At 39.1% G+C, this 26,325-nt stretch carries 23 protein-coding genes; 1 reads left to right on the top strand and 22 read right to left on the bottom strand.

What is annotated here, in order from left to right; translation table 11 throughout:
- Positions 1 to 79: 79 nt before the first annotated feature.
- From AC4BHP_RS02045 to AC4BHP_RS01980, 14 genes are all read right to left on the bottom strand, one after another.
- On the bottom strand, positions 80 to 802 hold the full coding sequence (locus AC4BHP_RS02045) for an amino acid ABC transporter ATP-binding protein (RefSeq protein WP_066104869.1): 723 nt from the start codon (positions 800 to 802) through the stop codon (positions 80 to 82).
- A complete protein-coding gene (locus tag AC4BHP_RS02040; protein WP_139892463.1) occupies positions 802 to 1,455 on the bottom strand; it encodes an amino acid ABC transporter permease in 654 nt (217 codons plus the stop codon). The genes AC4BHP_RS02045 and AC4BHP_RS02040 overlap by 1 nt, the downstream gene beginning before the upstream one ends.
- Positions 1,456 to 1,521: 66 nt before the next feature.
- On the bottom strand, positions 1,522 to 2,307 hold the full coding sequence (locus AC4BHP_RS02035) for a transporter substrate-binding domain-containing protein (protein ID WP_066104877.1): 786 nt from the start codon (positions 2,305 to 2,307) through the stop codon (positions 1,522 to 1,524).
- 342 nt (positions 2,308 to 2,649) lie between these two features.
- The gene (locus tag AC4BHP_RS02030) at positions 2,650 to 3,087 is read right to left on the bottom strand and encodes a BrxA/BrxB family bacilliredoxin (protein ID WP_139892467.1); all 438 of its coding nucleotides are present in this window, start codon (positions 3,085 to 3,087) and stop codon (positions 2,650 to 2,652) included.
- Positions 3,088 to 3,278: 191 nt separating this feature from the next.
- Complete coding sequence (meaB, locus tag AC4BHP_RS02025) at positions 3,279 to 4,322, bottom strand: methylmalonyl Co-A mutase-associated GTPase MeaB (protein ID WP_066104884.1); 1,044 nt, start codon at positions 4,320 to 4,322, stop codon at positions 3,279 to 3,281.
- Positions 4,309 to 6,489 carry a methylmalonyl-CoA mutase gene (scpA, locus tag AC4BHP_RS02020; protein ID WP_490551169.1) on the bottom strand — a complete coding sequence of 727 codons (2,181 nt, stop codon included), beginning with the start codon at positions 6,487 to 6,489 and terminating at the stop codon, positions 4,309 to 4,311. Before scpA ends, meaB begins: the two co-directional genes overlap by 14 nt.
- A complete protein-coding gene (locus AC4BHP_RS02015; protein ID WP_490551168.1) occupies positions 6,486 to 8,309 on the bottom strand; it encodes a methylmalonyl-CoA mutase family protein in 1,824 nt (607 codons plus the stop codon). Before AC4BHP_RS02015 ends, scpA begins: the two co-directional genes overlap by 4 nt.
- A gap of 141 nt (positions 8,310 to 8,450) precedes the next feature.
- The gene (locus AC4BHP_RS02010) at positions 8,451 to 8,909 is read right to left on the bottom strand and encodes an SAM-dependent methyltransferase (protein WP_490551166.1); all 459 of its coding nucleotides are present in this window, start codon (positions 8,907 to 8,909) and stop codon (positions 8,451 to 8,453) included.
- A 202-nt stretch (positions 8,910 to 9,111) separates the two neighbouring features.
- On the bottom strand, positions 9,112 to 10,395 hold the full coding sequence (locus tag AC4BHP_RS02005) for a dihydrolipoamide acetyltransferase family protein (protein ID WP_490551165.1): 1,284 nt from the start codon (positions 10,393 to 10,395) through the stop codon (positions 9,112 to 9,114).
- A 28-nt stretch (positions 10,396 to 10,423) separates the two neighbouring features.
- Positions 10,424 to 11,407 carry an alpha-ketoacid dehydrogenase subunit beta gene (locus AC4BHP_RS02000; protein ID WP_066104899.1) on the bottom strand — a complete coding sequence of 328 codons (984 nt, stop codon included), beginning with the start codon at positions 11,405 to 11,407 and terminating at the stop codon, positions 10,424 to 10,426.
- A 3-nt stretch (positions 11,408 to 11,410) separates the two neighbouring features.
- Positions 11,411 to 12,415 (bottom strand): thiamine pyrophosphate-dependent dehydrogenase E1 component subunit alpha, encoded by a 1,005-nt coding sequence (locus tag AC4BHP_RS01995; RefSeq protein ID WP_139892477.1) that lies wholly within the window; start codon positions 12,413 to 12,415, stop codon positions 11,411 to 11,413.
- Positions 12,416 to 12,449: 34 nt separating this feature from the next.
- On the bottom strand, positions 12,450 to 13,871 hold the full coding sequence (lpdA, locus tag AC4BHP_RS01990; protein WP_490551163.1) for a dihydrolipoyl dehydrogenase: 1,422 nt from the start codon (positions 13,869 to 13,871) through the stop codon (positions 12,450 to 12,452).
- A 208-nt stretch (positions 13,872 to 14,079) separates the two neighbouring features.
- Entirely contained in the window at positions 14,080 to 15,177 is a 1,098-nt protein-coding gene (gene bcd / locus AC4BHP_RS01985; RefSeq protein WP_066104907.1) for a branched-chain amino acid dehydrogenase, read from the bottom strand.
- 304 nt (positions 15,178 to 15,481) lie between these two features.
- Entirely contained in the window at positions 15,482 to 17,545 is a 2,064-nt protein-coding gene (locus AC4BHP_RS01980) for a sigma-54 interaction domain-containing protein (protein ID WP_139892481.1), read from the bottom strand.
- A gap of 148 nt (positions 17,546 to 17,693) precedes the next feature.
- Between AC4BHP_RS01980 and AC4BHP_RS01975 the strand changes: the two genes are divergently transcribed.
- The gene (locus tag AC4BHP_RS01975; RefSeq protein ID WP_066104911.1) at positions 17,694 to 17,942 is read left to right on the top strand and encodes a DUF2627 domain-containing protein; all 249 of its coding nucleotides are present in this window, start codon (positions 17,694 to 17,696) and stop codon (positions 17,940 to 17,942) included.
- Positions 17,943 to 18,274: 332 nt separating this feature from the next.
- On the opposite strand, the gene AC4BHP_RS01970 is transcribed toward AC4BHP_RS01975, so the two are convergent.
- The 8 genes from AC4BHP_RS01970 to AC4BHP_RS01935 form a co-directional block, all read right to left on the bottom strand.
- A complete protein-coding gene (locus tag AC4BHP_RS01970; protein WP_066104914.1) occupies positions 18,275 to 18,577 on the bottom strand; it encodes a hypothetical protein in 303 nt (100 codons plus the stop codon).
- Positions 18,577 to 18,807, bottom strand: coding sequence for a helix-turn-helix transcriptional regulator (locus tag AC4BHP_RS01965; RefSeq protein WP_490551161.1), 231 nt, complete (start codon positions 18,805 to 18,807; stop codon positions 18,577 to 18,579). The genes AC4BHP_RS01970 and AC4BHP_RS01965 overlap by 1 nt, the downstream gene beginning before the upstream one ends.
- Positions 18,808 to 19,462: 655 nt before the next feature.
- The gene (locus tag AC4BHP_RS01960) at positions 19,463 to 20,188 is read right to left on the bottom strand and encodes a glycerophosphodiester phosphodiesterase (RefSeq protein WP_140462039.1); all 726 of its coding nucleotides are present in this window, start codon (positions 20,186 to 20,188) and stop codon (positions 19,463 to 19,465) included.
- 453 nt (positions 20,189 to 20,641) lie between these two features.
- A complete protein-coding gene (gene spo0A, locus AC4BHP_RS01955) occupies positions 20,642 to 21,433 on the bottom strand; it encodes a sporulation transcription factor Spo0A (protein WP_066104919.1) in 792 nt (263 codons plus the stop codon).
- Between the two features lie 259 nt (positions 21,434 to 21,692).
- Positions 21,693 to 22,979 carry a SpoIVB peptidase gene (gene spoIVB, locus AC4BHP_RS01950; RefSeq protein ID WP_066104920.1) on the bottom strand — a complete coding sequence of 429 codons (1,287 nt, stop codon included), beginning with the start codon at positions 22,977 to 22,979 and terminating at the stop codon, positions 21,693 to 21,695.
- 182 nt (positions 22,980 to 23,161) lie between these two features.
- Positions 23,162 to 24,874, bottom strand: a complete 1,713-nt coding sequence (gene recN, locus AC4BHP_RS01945; protein ID WP_066104921.1) for a DNA repair protein RecN — start codon at positions 24,872 to 24,874, stop codon at positions 23,162 to 23,164.
- Positions 24,875 to 24,891: 17 nt separating this feature from the next.
- Entirely contained in the window at positions 24,892 to 25,341 is a 450-nt protein-coding gene (gene ahrC / locus AC4BHP_RS01940; RefSeq protein WP_066104923.1) for a transcriptional regulator AhrC/ArgR, read from the bottom strand.
- A gap of 145 nt (positions 25,342 to 25,486) precedes the next feature.
- Positions 25,487 to 26,323, bottom strand: a complete 837-nt coding sequence (locus AC4BHP_RS01935) for a TlyA family RNA methyltransferase (RefSeq protein ID WP_066104926.1) — start codon at positions 26,321 to 26,323, stop codon at positions 25,487 to 25,489.
- Positions 26,324 to 26,325: the final 2 nt, after the last annotated feature.

Below are 26,325 nucleotides of genomic sequence, written 5' to 3'. Positions count from 1 at the left end.
ATGTAGTCCCTCTCATGCAATTTAATGCAAAAAAGACGCTCTGAAATCAGACCATCTTTTTACTAATAGCATAAACTTTTTAGAGTACCTTTTGCAAGAAGTCTTTAGCACGTTCAGATTTAGGATTCGAGAAAAACTCTGCCGGAGGGGCATCCTCCACAATCACTCCTCCATCTAAAAATAAAACACGATCGGCTACTTCCTTGGCAAATCCCATTTCATGCGTCACAATCGCCATTGTCATCCCTGAAGTTGCCAGTGATTTCATAACTTCGAGTACTTCTTTCACCATCTCAGGATCAAGCGCTGAAGTAGGTTCATCAAACAGCATAATTTCAGGTTTCATGGCTAATGCTCGCGCTATGGCCACCCTTTGTTTTTGACCGCCGGAGAGGCGTTCAGGATACACATTCGCTTTATCTTCCATTCCTACTTTTGCCAATAGTTCCATTGCTTCCTTTTTGGCTTGCTCTTTCTTGACTTTGCGGACTTTCATTGGTGCGTACATGATGTTTTCCAAAACCGTCTTATGAGGAAACAGATAAAAGTGCTGGAATACCATTCCTACATTCTGACGCATCGCTAACACATCTGTTTTCGGTGCAGTAATCTCCTCACCCTTTATCCAAATCTGTCCGCCAGTTGGTTTTTCCATTAGGTTCATACAACGAAGAAATGTTGATTTACCGGAACCGGATGGTCCAATTACAGCAATCACTTCTCCTTCTTTTATCTCTGTGGAAATCCCCTTTAGAACTTCCAGCTTTCCATAGCTTTTATATAGCTCTTTTACTTTTATCATCAGTGCTGCAACCTCTTTTCAAGCATTTTTCCGATTAGCGTTAAAATCATAACCAATACGTAATAGATTAAACCTGCAAACAGAAGCGGCTCTAAATATTGGAAGGTTTGTCCCCCAACTTGGTATGCGCGTCTCATGATATCCATTACCCCGATAGTTGTAACGATCGCAGATTCCTTTGTAAGCGTGATGAATTCATTCATTAAGGCAGGTAAAATATTTTTATATGCCTGCGGAAGGATGATATTGGCCATCATGCTGCTGTATGGAACACCAAGTGCCATGGCTGCTTCCCTTTGACCCTTATCTACCGCAAGAACTCCCCCACGGATAATTTCGGAAATATATGCAGCCGAGTTTAAAGAAAACGCTAGAACTGCTGCCCAATACCCTTCAATTTGAAAACCAAATAATTGCGGTGAAGCAAAATAAATAATCATTAATTGAAGAACTAATGGAGTACCCCTAAATATAGATGTATAAAAATCTGATAACCAAATGAGCGGCTTAATTGTAGTGATTTTGCATAAAGCTATAATGGTTCCAAGCAAGAAACCAAACAATGCAGCCAATGCTGCTATTTGCAATGTCGTATATACACCTTCCATTATATAGGGCATGGAAGGGATAATATCTGTAAAATCAAGATTCATGTACTTTCTCCTATCACTGTTAATAAAAAGAAAATTTCAGAAAGGGGTTCTCCCTTTCTGAAATTATTATTCAGCGTCTCCGCCAAACCATTTTAGAACTAACTCTTCAAGTTCACCATTTTCTTTCATCTTTTTCAACTCTTCATTAAATTGATCGCGCAATTCACTGCCTTTTTTGAAAGCAATGGCAGATCCAACTTCTTCTGCATCTCCTTCAAGAAGGAATCCTGTTAAATCTTCATTCTTATCAAGATACCCTTGTGCCACTAAATCTTCAATAATAGCCGCATCAAAACGTTCAGATTTTATTTCCTGTACCAATTCAGGAATTTTGTCACGGTTTTCAACTGTCATTTTTGTTGTTTTAGCTAATTCCTGAGCTTTTTCTTCTTGAATAGAACCCATTTGTACCCCGACAGTTTTATTTTCCAGATCTTTAACTGATTCGATTTTGTTATCTTTTGAAGTGACAATCATATGGTTCGCTGTGTAATAAATATCAGAGAAATCCACATTCTTTTCACGCTCCTCAGTTGGAGTCATCCCAGCCATAACAAAATCAGCTTGTCCATTTTTCACAGCCGTTACTAAACCGCCAAAATCCATATCGACAACTTCTACTTTATAACCAAGTTTCCCAGCAATCGCTTTTGCCAAATCTACATCAAATCCGATAATTTCATCACTTTTCGCTGTATCAATGTATTCGAATGGTTTATAATCAGCCGATGTAGCCATTTTTAAAACTTTTTCATCTTCAGAACCATTTCCTGACTCGTCAGAACTTCCGCAAGCCGTTAATACCGAAACTGCTAATACTGCTGTCAATAAACTAAGCAACCATTTTTTCATTGTCCTTTACCCCCACTATAATGTGTTTTTCATGATGATAGTTTTCATTTCCTTACACAATTAAACTATCAAACTATATTTTAAGATTTAATAAATATTATATATATGCAACAAAATGTATTTTAACACATAAAATCTGTTTTGCAAAATATTTAATTATTATGTATATATAATTAATTTTTCTTGAGTTTTCACGCGTTAAACTAAAAAAGAAGTATCAAAAAATGATACTTCTCCCATAACATTATAATAAAATTATATACAGAATTTTATTATATTTAGACATTTTCATTCTTATCTTTTTTGAGCTTATTTTCCTCTTTTCACCTGAGGTAAGATCGATTAGACTTCTTCACAATATTCATCAAACATTTTTTGCAGATTTTCAATTACTTCTACAGGTTCATGCCCTTCAATCTCATGACGCTCAACCATTTTAATGATTTTTCCATCTTTTAAAAGAGCGAATGATGGAGAGGAAGGCGGATAGCCCGTAAAGTATTCTCTTGCTCTGGCAGTAGCTTCTTTATCCTGACCGGCAAAGACCGTTACCAATTGGTCTGGTCTTTTATCATAATTCACTGCATGATAAGCAGCAGGACGAGCAATACCACCTGCACATCCACAAACAGAGTTAACCATAACAAGCGTTGTTCCCTTTTTGCTTAGAGTCTCATCTACTTCTTCTGCAGTTGTTAATTCTTTGTAACCTGCATTTTGTATTTCCTGACGAGCCTGGCGAACCACGTCGTTCATAAATAAATTAAAATTCATGCTCACTTAAACATCTTCCTTTCTATCGGAGCTACCCTTATAGTATCAGAGCAGCCGTTTTTTATAAAATATTCCAGATGACAGGTTTAGTTTACTTACACAGGGGAATAGTACCTTTAATTAAGATGACCCCCTATACTCCTAAACTTTTGGATAGCCATAAGGCTATCCATCTTTTTTATGTACTACTCTACATTTTACTTATCCTTCGAAAAAAAATACAGATGAAATAATTCAGCAGCTGCTTTTGAAACTATTTTCTCTCCATCTCTGACACTTGCTTCGATAATCGGTAATAGTTTCTTAACAGCTTTATCGGTATAAAAATGATCAATGATTTGCTGTTCTACTTCACTCTCAAACCATTTTGTGACCTGCCGTTTTCGCCTATTCGAAAATTCACCTGTTTCCTTTGTGAAAACGGAAAATTCTATAATGGCCTCCCAAATTTCATTCAGACCCTGTTTATGCAAGGCTGAACAAGCAAACGTCCTGACAGTCCAATCCTTTGTAGCCGGTATATGATCACGGAGGATTTGACGGTATTCCTCTTTCGCTCGCATTGCTAGCTTTTCATTTTCCCCATCAGCTTTATTAACAGCTATTCCATCGACAAGCTCAAGGATGCCTTTTTTCATTCCTTGCAGTTCGTCTCCTGCACCCGTAAGAGTCAGCAGCAGAAAAAAATCTACCATATCCCTGACTTCAGCTTCACTTTGTCCCACTCCAACCGTTTCTACTAAGATCACTGAATATCCGGCAGCCTCACAAATCATCATGCTTTCTCTTGTTTTACGGTGCACACCGCCTAATTTACCTCCTGATGGGGTCGGGCGGATAAAGGCATTTGGATGTTTCGAAAGTTCTTCCATCCTAGTCTTATCTCCAAGTATACTGCCTCCGCTGATGGAAGAGCTGGGGTCAATGGCAAGTACGGCCACTTTATACCCAAGCTCACATAAAAATAGCCCCATATTCTCAATAAATGTACTCTTTCCTGCCCCTGGAACCCCACTAATACCGATGCGAATTGAATTCCCTGTAAAGGGGAGGATAGATTGCAAAATCTCTTCAGCCTGCGGACGATAAACGTCCCCTTTGCTTTCAACGAAAGTAATGGCTTTTGATAATGCTTGTAATTGCCCGGCTTTTAAGTTCCGGACAATTTCCTCTGTATCAACGGGCTTCGTATGGACTCTCTTATATCTTTTTCTTTCGTATTGCTGATTATGGTCTGTCATGACTGGACACTTCCTCATACCCTAGCCTTTTATAAATTTCATTTACTATTTTGATAGCCGCTTCCGGTATGACGGTTCCAGGACCAAATATAGCTGAAGCACCATGCTTGTATAAATAATCATAGTCCTGCTCCGGTATGACGCCTCCTGCAATAATGACGATATCCTCCCGGCCAAGTTTTTTTAGTTCACTGGCCAATTGAGGCAACAATGTTTTATGCCCTCCGGCTAAAGAACTCATCCCAATGACATGCACATCATTTTCAACTGCCTGTTTAGCAGATTCCTCCGGTGTTTGAAATAAAGGACCCATATCGACATCAAATCCAAGATCTGCATAAGCTGATGCAACAATTTTGGCCCCACGGTCATGACCGTCCTGACCCATTTTAGCAATTAATATTCGAGGACGGCGACCCTCATTAAGCAAAAATTCCTCTGTTAATTCTCTAACTTCATTGATTTTATCTAACTCCCGATAATGGGAACCATAGACTCCGCTGATTGTTCGGATAACAGCGCGGTGGCGACCCGATACCGCTTCTATCGCATCCGAGATTTCACCAAGAGTTGCTCTCGCAATGGCTGCCTCAACAGCCAATTCCAACAAATTGCCTTCTCCAGACTGTGCAGCTTTGGTCAATGCATTCAGTGTTTTTGTAACTTGTTCCTGATTACGCGTACCCTTAATCGTTTCGAGTCGTTTAATCTGCTGTTCGCGGACCTTTGAATTATCAATTTCAAGGATATCAAATTCTTCTTTTTCTTCTGTCCGGTATTGATTGATTCCAATCATGATTTCTTCACCGGAATCAATTTTGGCTTGCCGGCGTGCAGCAGCTTCCTCAATCCTCATCTTTGGAATACCGGATTCAATTGCCTTGGCCATCCCTCCAAGCTGTTCAATTTCCTCCAAATGTGCCCATGCTTTCTCAATTAAACGATTCGTTAAGGACTCGACATAATAGGAACCACCCCATGGATCAATAACATTTGTAATTCCGGTTTCCTCCTGCAGGAATAACTGCGTATTCCTGGCGATACTAGCTGAAAACTCTGTCGGCAGCGCAATCGCTTCATCAAAAGCATTTGTATGTAAGGATTGAGTATGCCCAAGTGCCGCTGCGTGTGCCTCTATTAAAGTTCTGGCGATATTATTGAAGGGATCTTGTTCAGCAAGGCTCCAACCGGATGTTTGCGAATGTGTTCTAAGTGCCAGCGATTTTTCATTTTTCGGATCAAATTGCTTCATAAGTTTTGACCATAAAAAGCGAGCCGCTCTTAGCTTAGCAACTTCCATAAAATAGTTCATACCGATACCCCAAAAAAACGATAAACGTGGGGCAAATGTATCAATAGCTATGCCCGCTTTCAATCCTGTTCTCACATACTCAATTCCATCAGCCAGTGTATAGGCAAGCTCCAAATCCGCAGGTGCTCCTGCCTCCTGCATATGATAGCCAGAGATTGATATACTATTAAATTTCGGCATATGAGCGGAGGTATACTCAAAGATATCGGCAATAATTTTCATAGACATAGCTGGTGGGTAAATATATGTATTACGTACCATATATTCTTTTAAAATATCATTCTGTATCGTACCGGTAAGCCGTGATGAATCTACGCCCTGTTCTTTTGCTGTAGCAATATAAAATGCCATTATCGGCAATACGGCACCATTCATTGTCATCGACACAGACATTTTCTCTAGTGGTATACCGGAAAATAGTATTTTCATGTCTTCTATCGAATCAATCGCAACTCCCGCTTTCCCAACATCCCCAACCACACGCGGATGATCAGAATCATAGCCTCGATGAGTCGCTAAATCAAATGCAACCGATAACCCTTTTTGTCCCATCTCCAAATTCCGTCTGTAAAAAGCATTCGATTCTTCAGCAGTAGAAAAGCCTGCATATTGGCGAACTGTCCATGGGCGGTTTACATACATCGCTGCATATGGCCCCCGCGTAAAGGGAGCAATCCCCGGGAAGGACGGTACATGCTCCACCAGTTCTAAATCATCCCGATTATATAGAGGCTTTAACGGTATTTGCTCATTTGTTTCAAAGTCAGGAATATCCGAACGTATATCTGCTGAATCTGAAACGAAATCCTCATGGACAGACTGCCAATCTATTTGTGAAAAATCCGGTTTTTTCATGCCTTTACCCCCTGCCTTGATGACAATATGGTTAATAGGTCAATCATATTTGTATGTCGGTCAATTTTCTTCCAATTAAATTCCTTGATAGCCAAATCAAAATTCCCCACTGCATAAATATGCATATTGCTGTCTACTTTTAAATTGGATAATGGCGTATTCAGGTGATTCTCATCACCGCATATCAGGAAATAGCTTCCCTGGCAACCTCTTATTATCTCTTCCAGCATTTCTTGATTTACTATTCCGGTTCGCTCTGTATAACTCAGACCCCCTGCCGCCAATACTTCTTTTGAAAGATCAATATATGGCTTAGATTGAGAGACGCTGCCCAGTCCAATCACTATGATTCTTTGCCGTTGCTCCATCTCATTGCCCCAGGTCAAATTCATCGATCTAATAGCTTCAAATTCTGATGCTAAACGGATTGGTTTAAGCGGGAATATTTCTTTTTCACTCTTTTGAATGCTTTGCGTATCCATTAAATTCTGCGTGAGATCCGGTCGTTCTTCTTTTGGATTTGCATACACATTTGTACCCACCATCTTTTCCTTCCTAATAGCTACCGCTGATAATCTGTTTTTAGCTAGCTCTGCTAACTCTCGTTGTATTTGCCCCTTCTTTAACTCTGAAAGAATGCCGCCTTTTTTCTCCAGTTTAATAAACTGATCCCATGCCTGTTGACACAGTTCATCTGTTAAAGCCTCCAAATAGTAAGAACCCCCGCCTGGATCAGCTGTTTTCATTAACATGCTCTCTTCCCTAAGAATATGTGGAATGTTTCTTGCCAGGCGTTTTCCAAGAGAACTCTTTTCTCTTTGCAATTGATCGAATGGGATGACCGTGAGATACTGACAGTTCCCAATTACAGCTGCCAATGCTTCATTTGTTGTACGAAGGAGATTTACATAATGATCAAACCCGGTTTTATTTCTTAATGAGGTCTGTGCATGGATGTCCATTTTAAAGATGTTTTCCTGATCATATGCCTTACCAACCGCAAACCAAAGCTTTCGCGCAGCTCGAAGTTTGGCAATTTGCATGAAAAAGGAGGAATCAATCGAGAATGAAAAAATTATTTTTTCTGCCGTTTCTTGTGCTGATAACCCTGCCTGCATGCCTTCAAATACATAATGTGCACCAAGTGATAATGAATACGCAATCTCTTTGACGGCATCTGCACCTGCTTCATGATAAGGCCTACTATTGACTAGAATTGTTTTTATTGTTGAGGAAGATAGATTCCAGTTCTTTATATAGTGAAACCAATCAGATAAGGCATTGTTTTCTTTAGTAGGTATAGACCCTCTTTCAGCCCATTCAGTAATTAAATCTCGTACCACTGCTCCTTGTTGATCAGATAGCCCGTTAACCTCAGCTAACTTTTCCATAATGATTTCCTGCCGGTTACCAGAACCAGCCTCTAGAAATAAAGGATAGTCCTCAATCGGCAAATCATTCAATAGTATGATAAGTTCTTCACTGCCCATTTTGTTTACATCAAAGGAAATCGTATTTTGCCCATTCTCCAATGCCTCGAGTATAGTTCCCTTAATATTGCTTCCTGTTGCCACTTGGCAAATTTTTAGCGGGTGATGCTGATAGCCATTTTCATAGATTCCTCTTGTATAAGGAGGTTTACCGGGTACTTCATCTTTTTCTGAATCCAGATTGTAAAGCGGTTTCAAAATAATTTTTTCAAACGTTTGAGTGTGTAATGTGTCCAGTTCTTTTCCCTTTAAAGATTTTAGAACTGCTTTTTCCCACTCCTCCACTGTTGTCTGTTGAAACCTATCATTCTTTGCATCCTTTATATTCATAGCTTGCTTTCTACTAAAAGAAAGCTCCCTCCCCTCGCCAATTAACGAAATAGTATGTTAATTAATCTTATCATGCAAATGACCTTTTTCTCCAATAAAAGGAAAAATAGTGCAAATCTCTTAAGTCCTTATTAAATCAATTCACCAATACTTCTCCATTAAAGTATTTGACCAGGTGGGTTGAAGAACTCTTTCTTTTGGCAAAAATTCTTTCATTACAGGCTTAATATCTATGATAGGGGTACAATCCAGAGCATCTAGCCCTTTAACAGTTAATACTCTCTGTTTAACTCCCACCAATTCAACGATTGTAACCCCAAGCTTATTCGGCCGATTCTTCCCTCTTTGTGCAAAGACGCCTACCTCGGGAAATTCTTTATTATTTCTGGGATGTCTGGCTTCATACTGAATATTTCTATCATCCACTTTGTCAAAATAAAAAATAATTTCTAAATGAGAGAATTCGTGTATACCTTTTAAAGACGATTGACTTATATTCTCAGCCAGTTCAATGGACGATACAATAGCACCCCAATCATCATCCACTATTTCTTTCCTGCTATTCTTCACAAATGCTATTGGTTCTATCAAATAGTGCATAGCTACATCTCCTTAATCAGACGTCAGTCACTCTATCATTTCTTCAACTCCGAGAAAAATTCCTTTAAAATAAAATGAAAAGAAAAACGTCGATGAATTCACAGGTGTATACAATGTCCATTTAATCCAGTAAATTATTTCTTGGGAAATGATTCAAGCAAATAAAAGAAGACACACATACTGTGTGCCCTCATGTTTTCTATTAATATAGCGGTGTATTTTCGCTTGTGATATGTTCCAGGATATCTTTCACTCGAGCCAAAAACCTTCCGCATACCAATCCATCAAGAACACGGTGATCTAGTGATAGACATAAATTGACCCGATCTCGGATAGCAATCATATTGCCGTGCATGACAACTGGTTTCTTGACAATTGACTCCACTTGCAAGATAGCGGCCTGTGGATGGTTTATAATTCCCATCGATTGGATGGATCCAAATGAACCAGTATTATTTACCGTAAAGGTACCGCCCTGCATATCCTCGGACTTTAATTTACCGGAACGGACCTTTTCAGCCAATTCATTAATTTCACGTGCAATCCCTTTAATTGTTTTTTCATCTGCATATTTAATAACCGGAACATACAACGCTTCATCCGTCGACACAGCAATCGAGATATTAATATCTTTTTTCCTGACAATTTTATCTCCAGCCCACATTGAATTCATTTCTGGAAACTCTTTTAATGCTTGAGCAACCGCTTTAACAAAAAAGGCAAAATAAGTTAGATTATAGCCTTCCTTTTGCCTAAATTCCTTCTTAAGTGAATCACGGTATTGAACGAGATTGGTTACATCCGCTTCCACCATTGTCCATGCATGCGGAATCTCATGTTTAGAACGCATCATATTTTGTGCAATAGCTTTCCTTATACCAGTTACAGGTATTTCTCGATCTCCACTTTCTATCTTCATATCACTGCCTGATGATTTTTGCTTTACACCCAAATCAGGCTCATACATCTGAGTATCCGCTTTCGGTTCAGCATTTTCAATGTTAACTTGGGCCTTAGCAGCAGTGCCGCCCTCCACAGCTTTCAAAATGTCTTTACGAGTAATTCGACCGCCGGCTCCGCTTCCAGCCACGTTTTCGAGGTTAATCCCATGTTCCTGGGATAATTTTAATACGGCCGGAGAATAACGTGCCTTATTAGATTGGTCGGTCTGAATTAGCGATTCACTTTTTTCCTCAGAATGATTCTTTTCTTCCTTTGGTGCCTCTTCAGAACTATCAGGCTCTCCTGCTAGTTGGATACTGCACATGACTTCCCCGACAGGAAGTGTCTCTCCCTCTGCTGCAATCAAATCTTTAATTACTCCAGTAAAGGAAGATGGAACTTCGGCATTCACTTTATCCGTCATTACTTCAGCTATCGGGTCATATTTATTCACTCGGTCACCGGGCTTTACAAGCCAGCTCGAGATCGTCCCTTCTGTTACACTCTCCCCAAGCTGCGGCATTTTCATCTGTTCTATTGGCATTCGCTATTTATCTCCTTTCGCAATCAGTTTAAAATTCTGCTAATTCTCTCATGGCTTTTTCCACTTTTTCCGGGTTGACCATAAAATATTTTTCCATAGTTGGAGCATATGGCATCGCCGGAAGATCAGGACCTGCTAAACGTTTAATTGGTGCATCCAGCTCAAACAAGCAGTTCTCGGCAATGATCGCCGCCACCTCGCTTATTATGCTGCCTTCCTTCGTATCTTCCGTTATCAATAGCACTTTACCAGTTTTGGAGGAAGCCTCGATAATTGCTTCCTTATCGAGGGGATACACTGTCCTTAAATCTAAAACATGCACTGAGATTCCATCCTGAGCTAATTTTTCAGCAGCCTGAAGCGCAAAGTGAACACAAAGTCCATAAGTGATAACCGTAATATCATCTCCATCCCTTTTTACATCCGCTTTGCCTATCGGCAATACATAATCATCATTGGAGACTTCCCCTTTGATCAGACGGTACGCACGTTTATGCTCAAAGAAAAGTACAGGGTCTTCATCACGTATTGCTGCTTTTAAAAGCCCTTTTGCGTCGTATGGTGTAGATGGCATAACAATTTTTAAACCAGGCTGATTGGCAAAAATGGCCTCTACTGATTGTGAATGATATAAGGCACCGTGTACCCCACCACCGTAAGGAGCACGTATGACCATCGGACAATGCCAATCATTATTGGACCGATAGCGGATTTTGGCAGCCTCAGAAATGATTTGGTTTATTGCCGGCATAATAAAATCCGCAAATTGTATTTCTGCAATCGGTCGCATTCCATACATTGCAGCTCCGATTCCTACCCCCGCAATAGCAGATTCAGCCAAAGGCGTATCAATTACTCGATCTTCACCAAATTGCTCGTACAGCCCGTTTGTAGCCTTAAACACTCCTCCTTTTCTGCCAACATCTTCACCAAGGATAAAAACTTTTTCATCTCGTTCCATTTCTTCTTTCATCGCCATGGTTATTGCATCGATATATGAAATGACAGGCATGGTTTACTCTCCTTCCGTCTCAGCATATACAAACTTCAAAGCATCTTCTGCTTTTGCATACGGAGCATTTTCAGCGTAATCTGTTGCTTCATTTACGATTTTCATGACCCTTTTATTGATTTCTGTTTCTTTCTCTTCATCCAGAAGGTCAATTTCCTTTAAATACGCCCCAAATGTGAGAATCGGATCCTCCGTTTTTGCCTTTTCCACTTCATCTCGAGCACGGTAGCTTCGATCATCATCATCACTTGAGTGCGGAGTAAGCCGGTAGGATACAGTTTCAACCAAAGAAGGGCCTTCCCCGCGTCGGGCACGGTCAGCAGCCTCTTTAACAGCTTTATACACTTCGAGCGGATCATTGCCATCTACTGTGACACCAGGCATCCCATATCCAATAGCTCGGTCTGACACTTTTTCACAGGCTAATTGTTTTTCAATTGGTACCGAAATCGCATATTTATTATTTTCAACCATAAAAATAACAGGGAGTTTATGTACACCAGCAAAATTGGCACCTTCATGAAAATCTCCCTGATTTGATGAACCTTCACCAAAAGTTACAAATGTAACCAAATCTTTCTTTTCCATTTTTCCAGCCAATGCGATTCCGACTGCATGGGGAACTTGAGTGGTAACCGGCGATGATCCTGTTACAATTCGATTTTTCTTCTGACCAAAATGACCTGGCATCTGCCTGCCGCCGGAGTTTGGATCTTCCTGCTTGGCAAATCCTGAGAGCATCAACTCAGTTGGTGTCATACCAAATGTTAGAACTACCCCCATATCGCGATAGTAAGGCAGTACATAATCCTTTTCCCTATCAAGGGCAAAAGCTGCTCCAACCTGAGCTGCCTCCTGACCCTGACAGGAAATCACAAACGGAATTTTCCCAGAGCGATTTAACAGCCACATTCTTTCATCTATACGCCTTGCCATCAGCATTGTTTCATACATTTCCAATACCATTTCGTCCGTTAATCCCAGGACTTCATGCCTGTTTTTTGTCATTTAGTAAACCTCCTCTAAAGCCTTGCTCAAATTTTTACGAATGAATCGCTTTTCCATCAACAGCCAGAGCTGCTTCTCTAATCACTTCAGACAATGAAGGATGCGGATGAATAGTATGAGCAACCTCCCAAGCTGAAGCATTTAATACAAGGGCCAAGCCTGCCTCAGAAATCATATCTGTTACATGCGGGCCAATCATATGTACACCTAATAAATCATCCGTTTCTTCATCAGAAATCATTTTCACAAAACCGTCTGACTCTCCGAAGACCAATGCCTTTCCAATTGCTTTGAACGGGAATTTTCCGACCTTGACCTTATGACCGCGCTGAATAGCTTCATCTTCTGTGATTCCTACACTTGCTGCCTCAGGACTACTATATATGCATCTGGAAATAAAATCGTATTGGATAGGATGTGGACTTTGGTTAGCTATATGCTCCACTGCAGTGATTCCTTCATGGCTTGCGACATGAGCCAGTTGCATGCCTCCAATCACATCACCAATGGCATAGATATGCGATTCCTTTGTTTGATAAAACTCATTAACAGCTATTACGCCGTTATCAATTTGTATATCGGTGTTTTGAAGACCAATCCCTTCAACATTAGCCTGGCGACCAACCGATACAAGAATTTTTTCAGCCTTATATTCCTTCTTTTCTCCGTTTAATTCTGCGGATATGGATACGCCCTGTCCAGTTTGCAGCGTTTCTGGCATTACTTTTGCTCTAGTAACGATCCTAATACCTTTTTTCTTTAAGATCCTTTGCATCTCTTTCGAAATATCTCGGTCTTCTGTTGGTATAAGACGATCTGCGTATTCCAGTATAGTTACCTCTACTCCAAAATCAGCCATCATGGATGCCCATTCTACTCCAATAACTCCTCCTCCGATAACAAGCAAAGAAGATGGTAATTCGGATAGCTGTAAAGCTTCATCTGATGTCATTACGAATTCACCGTCAATTTTTAAACCCGGCAAGGATTTTGGTCTTGAACCTGTTGCAATAATGACATTTTTCGGAATTAACATTTCATTTTCCATTCCATTATTCATCTCAACTGAAATGGTCCCTGGCATTGGCGAAAATATGGATGGTCCAAGAATGCGTCCATACCCTTCATATAAATCGATTTTTCCTTGTTTGATTAGATGTTGCACACCTTTATGGAGCTGTTCAACGATTCTTTCTTTTCTTTCCTGTGCCTTTAGAAAATTTAGACGAGGTTCGGATACTTCCACACCAAACTCTTCTGCATGTTTGATAGTTTGGTAGACCTCAGCACTGCGTAAAAGTGCTTTTGACGGTATGCATCCAGCATGGAGACAGGTTCCGCCTAGCTTGCCCTTTTCAACAATAGCTGTTCTCAAACCTAACTGGGAGCCTCTTATGGCTGCTACATAGCCGCCTGTGCCACCGCCCAAAATGACCAAATCATAATCAGTTGCCATTTAAAATCCACATCCTAACATCTATATTCAGTACTTAATATTTAAGGGATACACACTTTCTCATATAACTCCATCCTAATTCTACTGGTCTTACCACATGGTCAGAGGTTATTAAGTTAACCCTCATTCACAAACCAAAAATGAGCCTTATTAGAGAACAAGAATCCGCAAGTTTACACGTATACGGACTCTTCATTCTCAGGTGACTCTAACGGCGACGATTTAGTATATGGCGGCCGTTTAATAAAAACTGGCTTCTGGATTGTTTTAATTTTTCAATTCTCTCCTCAGCCATTCGGTCCGCTGCAACATAGGTCGGAATTCCGTCTCTTTTAGCAATCTCTATGACTCTTTCAATATTGCTATATATACCCTCTACTTTTTTCAACGCCCGATCCTTGTTATAGCCATATAATTCATCCGCGACATTAATTACCCCACCGGCATTAATTACATAATCAGGTGCGTAAACGATACCCATTTCATGAATGGCATCTCCATGACGAGTTTCCTTTAATTGATTATTAGCTGCACCCGCAATTACTCTTGCTTTGATTCGCGTAATAGTTTCATCATTTATAGTTGCACCAAGCGCACAAGGTGCATAGATATCACAATCGACACTATATATATCTTCAGGATCCACTGCTTTTGCTCCAAAATCCTCCACAGCACGATTCACTGATTCTTTATTAATATCTGTAACTATTAATTGTGCACCCTCTTCATGTAGATGCTTACAAAGATTATAGGCTACGTTTCCTACTCCCTGGATAGCGATTACTTTTCCTTCCAGCGAATCTGTGCCAAATGCTTCTTTTGCTGCTGCTTTCATTCCTCTGTACACGCCATAAGCAGTGACAGGGGATGGATTTCCTGATGAACCAAAAGCAGGTGAAATACCCGTTACATAGTCCGTTTCCTCATGGATAATATCCATATCAGCCACTGTTGTTCCTACATCCTCAGCCGTAATATATCTTCCATTCAACCCTTGAATATAACGACCAAAGGCACGGAACATTTCTTCATTTTTATCTTTACGCGGATCACCGATAATAACGGTTTTACCTCCGCCGAGATTCAGGCCGGCAGCTGCATTTTTATACGTCATTCCCTTCGCTAATCGAAGAGCGTCCTCTATTGCAGCATCCTCTGTATCATATGTCCACATTCTTGTGCCGCCAAGCGCAGGTCCGAGGGTTGTATCATGTATGGCAATAATAGCTTTTAAACCAGATTGTTTATCCTGTACAAACAGCAATTGTTCATAATCATATTGCTCCATATATTTAAAAATTTCCATTTTTCATTTCCCCTCTCTATCTTCGGTCTAACCTTTACTTTTTACTGACCTTTCACACTTTAAGATTTAAAATGAAGTTATTTGGCTTTTTGAACTTGCCTCCTCTGCAGACTTGTTATGAACAGCATAGCTGCTGTAAAACTCAAGCCATACCATCTTGGCCCCTTGTTTTGGTTCACCCACAGTCTTTAGATGCAAGAATCGTGCCAACATGAATTTTGTTGAGTAATCGACCTTTTTAGAAGAATCCTTTTTTCATAGAACCTGCAAAAATTTGCACACACGAAAAATTCTGCATGCAAGTTTATTCAAGACTAAACTTTTGCAATTTATAATAAAAATTACGAATGGACAAACCCAGATCACGGCTGGCAGCAGTTTTATTCCCATTATGCTTTTCTAAAGAACGCATAATAATGCTTTTCTCCACTTCATCCAATTGATCTGCTAAACTTTGTTTATTATTTAATGTTGGTCTTTTTTCGATTGTATGGTTAGGAGAACCTTCTGCAGCCTTCAATAATTTTTCAGGTAAATGCTTCTTTTGTATAATTTTTTCATGCTGATCCATAAAAATTATGGCTCTCCCTAATATATTCTCTATTTCCCTTACATTTCCAGTCCAATCATATTCCTGAAGCATGATGAGTGCCTCACCGCTTATATCCTCAATACTTCGGCCATACTCCAAATTTAACTTTTTGATTAAGTGGACGCATAATGGGGGAATATCTTCCTTACGTTCCCTTAAAGGCTCAATATAAATAGGCATTCTGTTAATTCGGTAATATAAATCTTCTCTGAAGTTTCCTTTTGCAATCGCTTTCTCAAGATTGACATTGGTCGCTGTTATCACACGCACATCAATGGAAATAGGCTTGGTTCCTCCTACACGAACTATTTCATTCTCCTGCAAAACGCGAAGAAGCTTTGCCTGCATATTTTGAGAAAGCTCACCAATTTCATCAAGAAATATGCTGCCATTATTGGCTTCTTCAAACAGTCCTCGTTTACCGCCTCGCTTTGCACCTGAAAAAGCTCCATCTTCATAGCCAAATAACTCACTCTCCAAAAGCGACTCCGATATCGCTGCGCAATTCACGCGAATGAATTTATTATATTTTCGATCACTGGCATTATGGATTGCATGGGCGAATAATTCCTTGCCTGTACCCGATTCACCCCTCAATAATACGGTAACTGGCGTACGGGCACATAAACGCGCCTGCTCCAATGCCAATTTCATCTCTTTAGATTGGCCAATAATATCGTCAAATGTATATTTGGCCTCTAGATTACGAATGATTTGTCTCGCCCTTTTCAGTTCCTGTGTTAGGCTTTGTATTTCAGAAAGGTCATGAATGACGCCAACGCTTCCCTTCAAATGACCATTCACCATAATCGGTGCTACATTAACCACCACATCCCGGTTCGATGCCCCTACCTTCATTCGTACGCCCCGGACAGGTTTTTTTGTTTTCAAAACCTGCATATGCATACTTTTACCTTCTGTAATATCTGCCGTAGCCGGTTTGCCCAGGACATCCTCTTCGGTCAACCCGGTAATTCTGGTATACGCAGGATTAATTAAGATTCCATTCCCATCCTCATCCACTACAGTTATTGCATCTTCACTCGAATGAATAATAGCTTCGAGCATGTTTTGAATATGCTTTAAATTTGTAATTTCCTCTGCTAAGCTTGTAAATTCCGTGATTCCTTTGAAAACGGCCAAAGCTCCCAGTAAACCGCCTTCTTCATTCTTGATAGGCATTCTGGTTGTTACCACATCTAAATTTTTATCCAAATGAGCCCGTTGATTGCTCTCCGTTTTTCTTGTTTTGAGGATTTCAGGAAGACGGGACGCAGGAATAACTCTATGTATGTGCTGACCGATTGCTTGTTTTCTGGGGACACCCGTAATCGTTGCTGCAGCCTGATTAAAAAAGATTATTTTCTCTTCTGTATTTATAAGTACCATCCCGTTATCGGTCGCATTCAAAACTAATTCATGTAAATAAGCCTCTTCTTTCGACTTCCTGATTAAACTTTCTTTCTCTTGAATCAGATTGGCTAACAGAAAGGCAATCTGCCCGTGAACTAAAAGAGTGTGATTACTTTTATGGCGGGCTATATCCTGGTAAACTTGCTCATCCCCTGTCACTTCAAAAATGATATCCGAGCCATCAGTGATAAAATCTACCCAATCACTACCTGTTTTTATATGATTTTGTTCAGCTAATTGAAGTCCCACTGCACTCGAATGACGATCCACCACTCCTATAACCTGATAATCCTTTGCCTCAAGTAAGATTTTTAAAATGGATAGCCCTCCAGTGCCCGCCCCAATAATCAAAACTGTTTGCAAGGCAATCTCCTCCTTTTGAAGTGAGGGTACAGAATAGTGCAAATTTTTTCATTGTTTCCTCTATCATAAGTTATTTGAATAAACTTGACAAATTTTCTATATTTTATAAAGTTGAAGATAGAAATACACTTAATCAGGACGTGATGAATTGCAACGGATAATCGCCTTTGCGCTTTTATTGATTCCGGGCCTTCTAACCGCACTCGGAATTAAATGGATGAGAGACATGATTTTTGGCAGACTCAGCCCAATGCTACCTGCCCTTTGGGTACAATTTTTATTAGGTTTACTATTATTTATTGGCGGACTTTCTTTTATTGCCGGATTCGTGTTTTATCGCGATCGAAAACGTAATAAAGTTCAAAATCGATTTAGTGAGAAACCTGTCCGTAAATGAATTTCAGGTGATCCTTACAGGCATACAACCATTAAGTTTTGCAAGGGTGCCAATAGAAGTACCAATTTTGAAGACCAGATCCTACATGATTTGGTCTTTTTTTATGACACATATTTAAAAGAGTTGGTAATTGAAATGTTATTTAAATTAATCGCTATATGAGGATAAGGCAGGAGGTGAGGGAATTATAAAAGGATTTGTTCGTAACCTTGGTACTTATGACTAAAGAAGGAGACAGCTTTTATTGGCTGTCTCCTTAATTGACCTAATTTCGCAATTAGTTCTAAAAGAGGTAAAACTATTTTATTTAATGGCTGAACTTCCAGTAAACTTTATGAAATCCTTTTCAAATTATATAAACTAACAGCGTGAATAATATAGGTTCCAGTTAATAAGAACCATATAGCCATTTTGTAACCATCAAAAGAAAATGGTGTTATAAATTCATCAATTAAAAAAATAAAGAACCATCCTAATATGAATATCGGGAAAGCAATTGAGTAAGATGTGTTTAATATACCCTTCCCTCTCTCATCCTTACTCTCGTCTCCAAATTGGAATTTCACACTAAAGAACACAGAACCAAAAAAGATCAATATATACGCGATTATAGCGATAAGCAGAAACACTGCCATTATAACCCCTCCCCTTTTTTTCTATACTGGAATACTTCATTAATCCTAACATTAAAAGCTTCTGCAATATCAAAGGCTAGCACTAATGACGGGGTATAGTTACCTTTTTCTATCGAAATAATTGTCTGTCTGCTAACCCCTGCGCTTTTAGCTAAATCCTGTTGAGTCATTTTTCGTTCGGCTCTTAGAATACGAATTCTATTTGATAATAAATATCCCTCTCCTCCCACACAAGCCCTCCTTTGTAAATATTTGTTAAGTTAATTGTAAAACTAATTTTACCAAAAGTAAAGTTTGTTTTACAAATTAGTTTAAAATTGGTAACCTCATTCCACTCTTCTAACCGTTAGCTGAAAAAGTATATATTCGTTTTCCATTTCCGAAATACCTTTTTTCATACTAAAAAACGAACGTATACAATACGTTCGTCTGTTATAATGCTATTCACGAAACACGATTCCACGCTTCGACTATATCACGATTAGAAAGGCTCCAACCAAAAGATATCCTATTGCTATATCCTACTTTAGTTGATCTATTTATGTACGCATATATCTAATTTTAAACCAAAGGCTGCCCATTTTAGTCTACTTATATGATCTGCCTTCTTGCAAATACTTTTGGTAGGCCTCTTTTACTTTATCTTTTCTTGGCTCATCTTTTAAAAGATAATTATGTACCTTAGTTATAAGGTATAAGCTTCTGACAAGACATCCTAATACTATTCCCAAAACAATTATACCGCCATATAAGTAGCCAAATATCGCAAAGGTAAAATACCCTATAACTATGCAGCCGACGATACAGAGTAACACTAACAATTCATCATCCCCTATTTATCTATATGGATAAATATACCACGAAAATGGATAAGTTCAGATGAAATTATTGATATTGATTCCTGAGCTGAATCGCTTTATCTGGGTCATCCGTAATAAATGCAGTGCATCCCACCTTAAATAATCGCTTCATATCTGCTTTGCGGTTCACCGTATAAGGCCTGACTGCAATCCCAGCTTTCATAGATTCCTCAATGATTTCATTAGGTGCTGCTTTGTATTTTGGATGAATCCCTTTCGCTTTTATCGAGCTTGCATAAATCCAGGGCATATATAGCCCATCTGAGTATAATGGCGCTGTTTCAATCTCAGGAGCCAATCGATGACAATAGACCATACTATAGTGATTAAACGAGGACAAAACCGTCCTCTCTTCCATGTCATACTCACGAATCATTTCAATCACTTTTTCTTCCATGCCTGGATAGGGAAATACCCCATTTTTTAATTCAATGTTCAATAGTAAATCATTTGTAGCCAACCACTCCATAACTTCCCGAAGAGTAGGTATACTAGCAAATTCTACAGTTTTGGAGTTATTGGCAGCATTGAGCTTTTTAATCTCTGCAAGAGTAAAATCACGAACATTACCTTCTGAGTCTGTCGTACGGTCAACCGTTAGATCATGGATGACAACAAGCTCACCATCTTCCGTTAATTGTACATCCAATTCAATCCCATCTGCACCTGCATTAAAGGCTTCGATAAAAGAAATCATCGTGTTTTCCGGATACACAGCAGCATATCCTCTATGTCCAAATATTAATGTCAATATTCATACCTCCGTTCAAAACATATAAATTCCTATTCCCTATATCAGTTTATTTCATGCATCTATTTTATAGGACAGGATTTAGAATACAAACTAACAAAACCGGAGGAAGTAGGATATTTTCTCTGGAGGTAATTATTAAACAGTATTCCCGTAAAGGTAGCTGTTCTTTCATTTTCGAGTCTCACAAGATTAGGAAAATCTGCAAGGCATAAAGCTAGGGGAGTACATGAAGAAGGGGTTAAAACAAAACGGGTAAACTTTTGTAGCTAATATGTGGTATTTAATCCAGATTAAAGGTCAGATGATTAGAAAGAAAAGAAGTATCCATGCAAATTTCATTTCACAGATACCTCTTTATGATAATAAACCAGACAGTTGGTACATAAGGTTTATTAATTAATCGCGTCGCACCACTAAGGGTTAGATCACAAGTACGTCAATTACATATGATTAAGATGCTTTATGTTCGAGTCGAAGCTTATCAGCGACCATTGCAATAAACTCACTGTTTGTCGGTTTCGCTTTCGTCATACTGACTGTGTATCCAAATAATGAGGAGATGGATTCAATGTTTCCTCTGCTCCATGCGACCTCAATTGCATGTCGAATAGCACGTTCTACACGGCTCGCAGTAGTGTTGAATTTTTTCGCAATATCCGGATAAAGGACTTTAGTAATCGAACCAAGCAGTTCAATGTCGTTATAAACCATAGAAATTGCTTCACGTAAATACATATAGCCTTTAATATGCGCAGGTACCCCAATCTCGTGGATAATGCTAGTGATACTTGCATCAAGGTTTAGAGGCTTAGATTCCGATGGCTGACGCGGTGTATATGTGCTCGTTCTCGCTATGCCAGCACCCTTTTCACCTGTCTGTCTAATATGATTGACAAGGTTATCCATATCAAATGGTTTAAGTATAAAATATGACGCTCCTAGTTCAACCGCTTTTTTCGTAACATCTTCCTGGCCAAAAGCAGTTAACATGATGACATTCGGAACACTCGTTCCTTTTTGAGAATCTTTAATTCGCTCCAAAACGGCCAGACCATCCAAATGCGGCATGATAATATCAAGTACTAAAACATCCGGCGTTTGCTGTTCAAGCATGCTTAAACAATCCTGTCCATTATGGGCAACCCCTGTAATCTCCATATCCGGCTGTTCTGATATATACTCTTCCAATAAAGCAACAAGTTCACGATTGTCATCAACGACACATACTTTTATTTTTTTCAACCAGATATCCTCCTCAGACATTTCCTTTATTTTCTATCATTTCTAATCTTTATTCTAACCGAGAAATTCGACATTGCAATATAAAAAGCATTGAAAAAATGAAAAATACTTAAAATTATATATTAATACAAGTTTTGCTCCTGAATCCTCTTTATTTCGACTGTTTTCGTCTTAACATGCAAATAATATTATTCAATTGTCGAAAAATCTCCACTCTACTCCCCATTATACTACCAATAAAAGGAAAAAGCAGGCTGAATTACCCTGCTTTTTGATCCTTTTGATAGATATTAATACCTGCTTCATTGAGCATCCATTCAATATGAACTCCGTATCCGCTTGTTGGGTCGTTGACAAAAACATGCGTGACTGCGCCAATAACCTTCCCTTTTTGTATAATTGGACTCCCACTCATTCCTTGCACAATCCCGCCAGTTTTGCTTAATAAATCTTTATCGGTAACCTTCAAAACCATTCCTTTAGTTGCCGGAAATTTTTGCGGAATAGTACTGATTATCTCAATATCGAATTTCTCTACCTTATTTCCGTTCACAACTGTATAAATCTCAGCTGGTCCTTCTTCGACTTCATTTGATAAAGCAATTGGCATTGGTGTATCATTTACTCCATTGTCCACTTGCCGATTCAACCGTCCAAAAATACCGAATGGAGAATTACGGTTTATATTCCCGATTACTTCCCGATCAGCTGCAAAACGAGCCAGCTTTTCTCCAGGATTTCCATTGCTTCCTTTTTCTATCGAGGTAACGGTTGACTTAACAATTTGACCATCCTTCACTACAATTGGCTTTTTTGTATCCATATCAGAAATAACATGACCTAAAGCCCCATATTTTCTCGTCTGTGGATGGTAAAAGGTCATTGTACCTATACCCGCAGCTGAATCACGAATATATAACCCCAATTTAAATACTTTCTCATTCTTATCCTTTAAAGGAGATAATTGTTTGGTCAATTTTACATTATCCCGAAATATATCTACAATCAGCGGTTTATTATTCTTCTCAAATTCCTGAACGAAAGGAGCGACATCCTGCATTTTGGTAATTGGTTTCCCGTTTATAGCAGTAATAATATCTCCAACTTGCACTCCTGAAATCTCACCTGGCGAAAGGTTGCCTTTCTCGGTTGCTATTTGATGATGGCCTACCACAAGGACACCCAATGTATTCAATTTCACTCCAATGGATTGCCCTCCCGGAATTACCTTAAAATCCTTTAAAACCTCTATGTCAACCGTTTTAACAGGAATACCTGCAATATTAAAAACGACTTGGTTATACCCATTTTTAGAGCCCTTAATATTCAGAGCCTTGGAACGATTATCAATTAAAACTCCAGAGTTTGCAGAGACCACTTCTGCGTTAAGGAACTGGCTTTTTTTAAATGATTTATTTTGTCCTTCAAATAAAGTAAGTTTGGTGGGAATTTCAAAATATTTTTGCATTGGGTGGCTAAAAATAACGGCTAACAGCGAAACAAGGAGAAATACACCGAAACATTTTCTTATTGATATCGATTTCATCCATTCACTCTCCTCGTTTCTATGGCTACCCTTATAATTTTGCCGAGAGGGATTGACTTTATAACAAAAGTACAAAATAAAAAGCTACCCATTATGGATAGGAATAACAATGGTAAAATATTTACATAAGATAATTTTAATGAGGAGACAATAGTATTGAAAAAAACTGAGGAGAACGCTCCTCAGTTTGTCTTTATATTGTATTTAATTTGATCAGCCTGATTCAGCATTTCTTTTACATGCTCTTCTGTTAAAGCTGTTAATTCTTTACCGGAAATCATTCGGCCAATCTCTATTACTCGTTCCTCTTTTTCAAGCGGTTTGACATTCGTTTTTGTACGGCCTTCTGTAATTTCCTTAGAGATAAATAAATGAATGTCTGCCATAGCTGCTACCTGCGGCAAGTGACTGATACATAATACCTGCGAGCCTTCCGACACACGGTATATCTTTTCGGCTATTGCCTGTGCAACCCGTCCGCTGACTCCTGTATCTACTTCGTCGAAGATAATCGATGTGATTCCCTGGTGTTGAGAGAAGATATTTTTGATAGCCAGCATAATACGTGAAAGTTCTCCACCGGAGGCTGTTTTGGATAGCGGCTTTACAGGCTCGCCAGGGTTAGCAGAAATATAAAATTCCACCTGATCTATCCCGTTCTCACCAATAAGATTGGATTGATCTTGTCCAGAATGATGAAAATACACTTCAAATACGGCTTTATCCATGTACAGCTCTTTAAGTTCACGGTGGATTGCGTCCGTTAGAAGATGTGCATATTTTTGTCTCAGCTCTGACAGATTTGTGCCCTCTAGGATTACTTCTTTCTCTAAAGCTGATAGCTGGGTTTTTAATTTTTCAAGATGTGTTTCGCGATTCAATATCGTATCAATCTCTTCCTCAATGGTTGCAGCATACTCCAGAATTTCCTTGATCGTCTTACCATATTTCCGCTTCAAATGATTAATTTCATTAAGTCTTGCATCAATATCATGAAGTCTTTCAGGATCAAACTCCAATAAATCCAATTGGGAACGAATCGAGCTTGTTACATCCTCAAGAATATAAAACGCATTTTTCACTGATTCAGATAACTCTTTATATTGTTCATCAATGTGTTCAATTCCTTGTAGGTCTGTCATCGCATTACCGACCCAATCAAGTCCGCCATTCTCATTATTTAAGGACATATAGGAATTATGTAGACTTTGGTGAACCTTTTCAAAGTTACTCAGTTTATGCTTTTCCTCCATTAATTGCTCTTCTTCATCAATCTCCAATTCAGCCTTTTGGATCTCATCAAATTGAAATTGTATCAAATCAAGCCTGTGTGCCATTTTCTGCTCATTTTCACTTAATTTTTTCATTTGCTGACGGGTTTCATTATATTGCTTATAAAGCTTCCGATATTCAGTCAGAGATTGTTTAATATCCTGCTCGCCAAATTGATCCAATAAAGGGAGATGAAAATCGGGATCCATTAACTCCTGGTGTTCATGCTGTCCATGAATATCAATTAATTTTCTCCCTACCTCTCTTAAGGTTGAGATTGTAACCATCTTCCCATTGATTCGGCACACACTTTTCCCTGAGGTATACATATCTCTTCTGATAATAATTATATTGTCTTCAGATTCAATCCCAAATTCTTTTGCTTTCTCTATGGCTGGGTGTAATGAATCCGGCAACTGAAACAAACCTTCCAGTTCAGCTTTTTCTTCACCATGTCTTATGAATTCAGACGATCCTCGTCCACCGGCCAATAGCTGTACTGCATCAATGATTATAGATTTACCGGCACCTGTTTCACCAGTAAGTACAGTCAAACCTTTATCGAGGGAGAGCGTTTGTGATTCAATGATGGCGAAATTACGAATGGAGAGTTCCAATAACATCTTTCATCCCAACTTTCTTAAAGCATATCAAGAAAACGTTTTGATATGATTTCAGCATCTTTTTCATCTCTGCAAATAATTAAACATGTATCATCTCCGCAAATCGTTCCGAGAATCTCTTCCCAATCCAAATTGTCCATTAACACACCAATTGCCTGAGCATTACCTGGTAATGTTTTCATGACCAATAGATTGTTGGCTGAATCAATTCGCACGAACGCATCTACCAATGCCCGTTTAAGTTTTTGAAAAGGGTTAAAGCGCTGATCTGCTGGCAGGCTGTATTTATAGCGTCCATCCTGCATTGGTACTTTTGCCAGATGCAGTTCTTTAATGTCTCTTGATACAGTCGCTTGCGTAACATTTACCCCTTCCGCTCTTAAAATATCCACTAAATCATCTTGTGTTTCAATATTATTATTTGTAATGATTTCACGTATTTTTATATGTCTTTGACCTTTATTCATCTAGTTTGACACCTCTCAATATAATGCCTTCCATACCTAATGTTAGCGGATTTTGTCACAAAAGTACATGTATTTTATGTATTTTTATGCAAGGATTGCATAAAGAAATAACCCCCATGGCAAAGCCACCGGGGGATTAAACATTTCACTTATCTTCACCTTTATTCGTTTTTAACGCTTCGTGTGCCGCTTCAACTACCTGCTCAAGATTCACGACTACATCTTGTGTACAATCGGAACCTTCCCCTGGCCAGTATAAATGGAATAAAAATTCAATATTTCCATCCCCGCCTGTAATGGGGCTAAAAGTAGCTTCTTTTAGTATATAGCCTTCCTGGATAGCAAAGTCTCGAATTTGCTCCACAACTTGAAGATGTACTTTTTTATCACGAATAATTCCTTTTTTTCCAACCTGCTCACGACCAGCTTCAAATTGCGGTTTTACAAGACTTACAACATCGCTTCCAGGCACAAGAATTCGTTTTAAAGCCGGTAAGATAAGCTTTAACGATATAAAAGAAACATCAATTGTAGCAAATTCTGGCAGACCTTCAGTGAAATCCTCAGGTACTGAATGACGGAAGTTCGTTCTTTCCATTACGACTACCCGCGGATCCTGTCTCAGCTTCCAAGCCAGTTGGTTATAACCGACATCAACAGCATATGATTTTTTTGCACCGTTCTGCAGGGCACAGTCTGTGAACCCTCCCGTCGATGACCCAATATCAATCATTAACTTATCCTTAACGGAAATAGTAAATGTCTCCATAGCCTTTTCCAGCTTGTAGCCGCCTCTTGATACATAAGGCATTACTTGCCCTTTTATGGATAGCGGCGCATCGGTAGCTATTTTTTCACCAGCCTTGTCCATTCGCAGGTCGTTTGAATAAACAATACCAGCCATTACTGCCCTTTTTGCCTTTTCTCTTGTTTCCGCTAATCCACGTTCAACCAATAATACATCTACACGTTCTTTTTTCATAT

The sequence above is a fragment of the Pradoshia sp. Z4_20 genome (genome assembly GCF_058216035.1).
The sequence above is the reverse complement of the archived record's forward strand: the minus strand, read 5'-3'. Positions and strand labels throughout refer to the sequence as shown.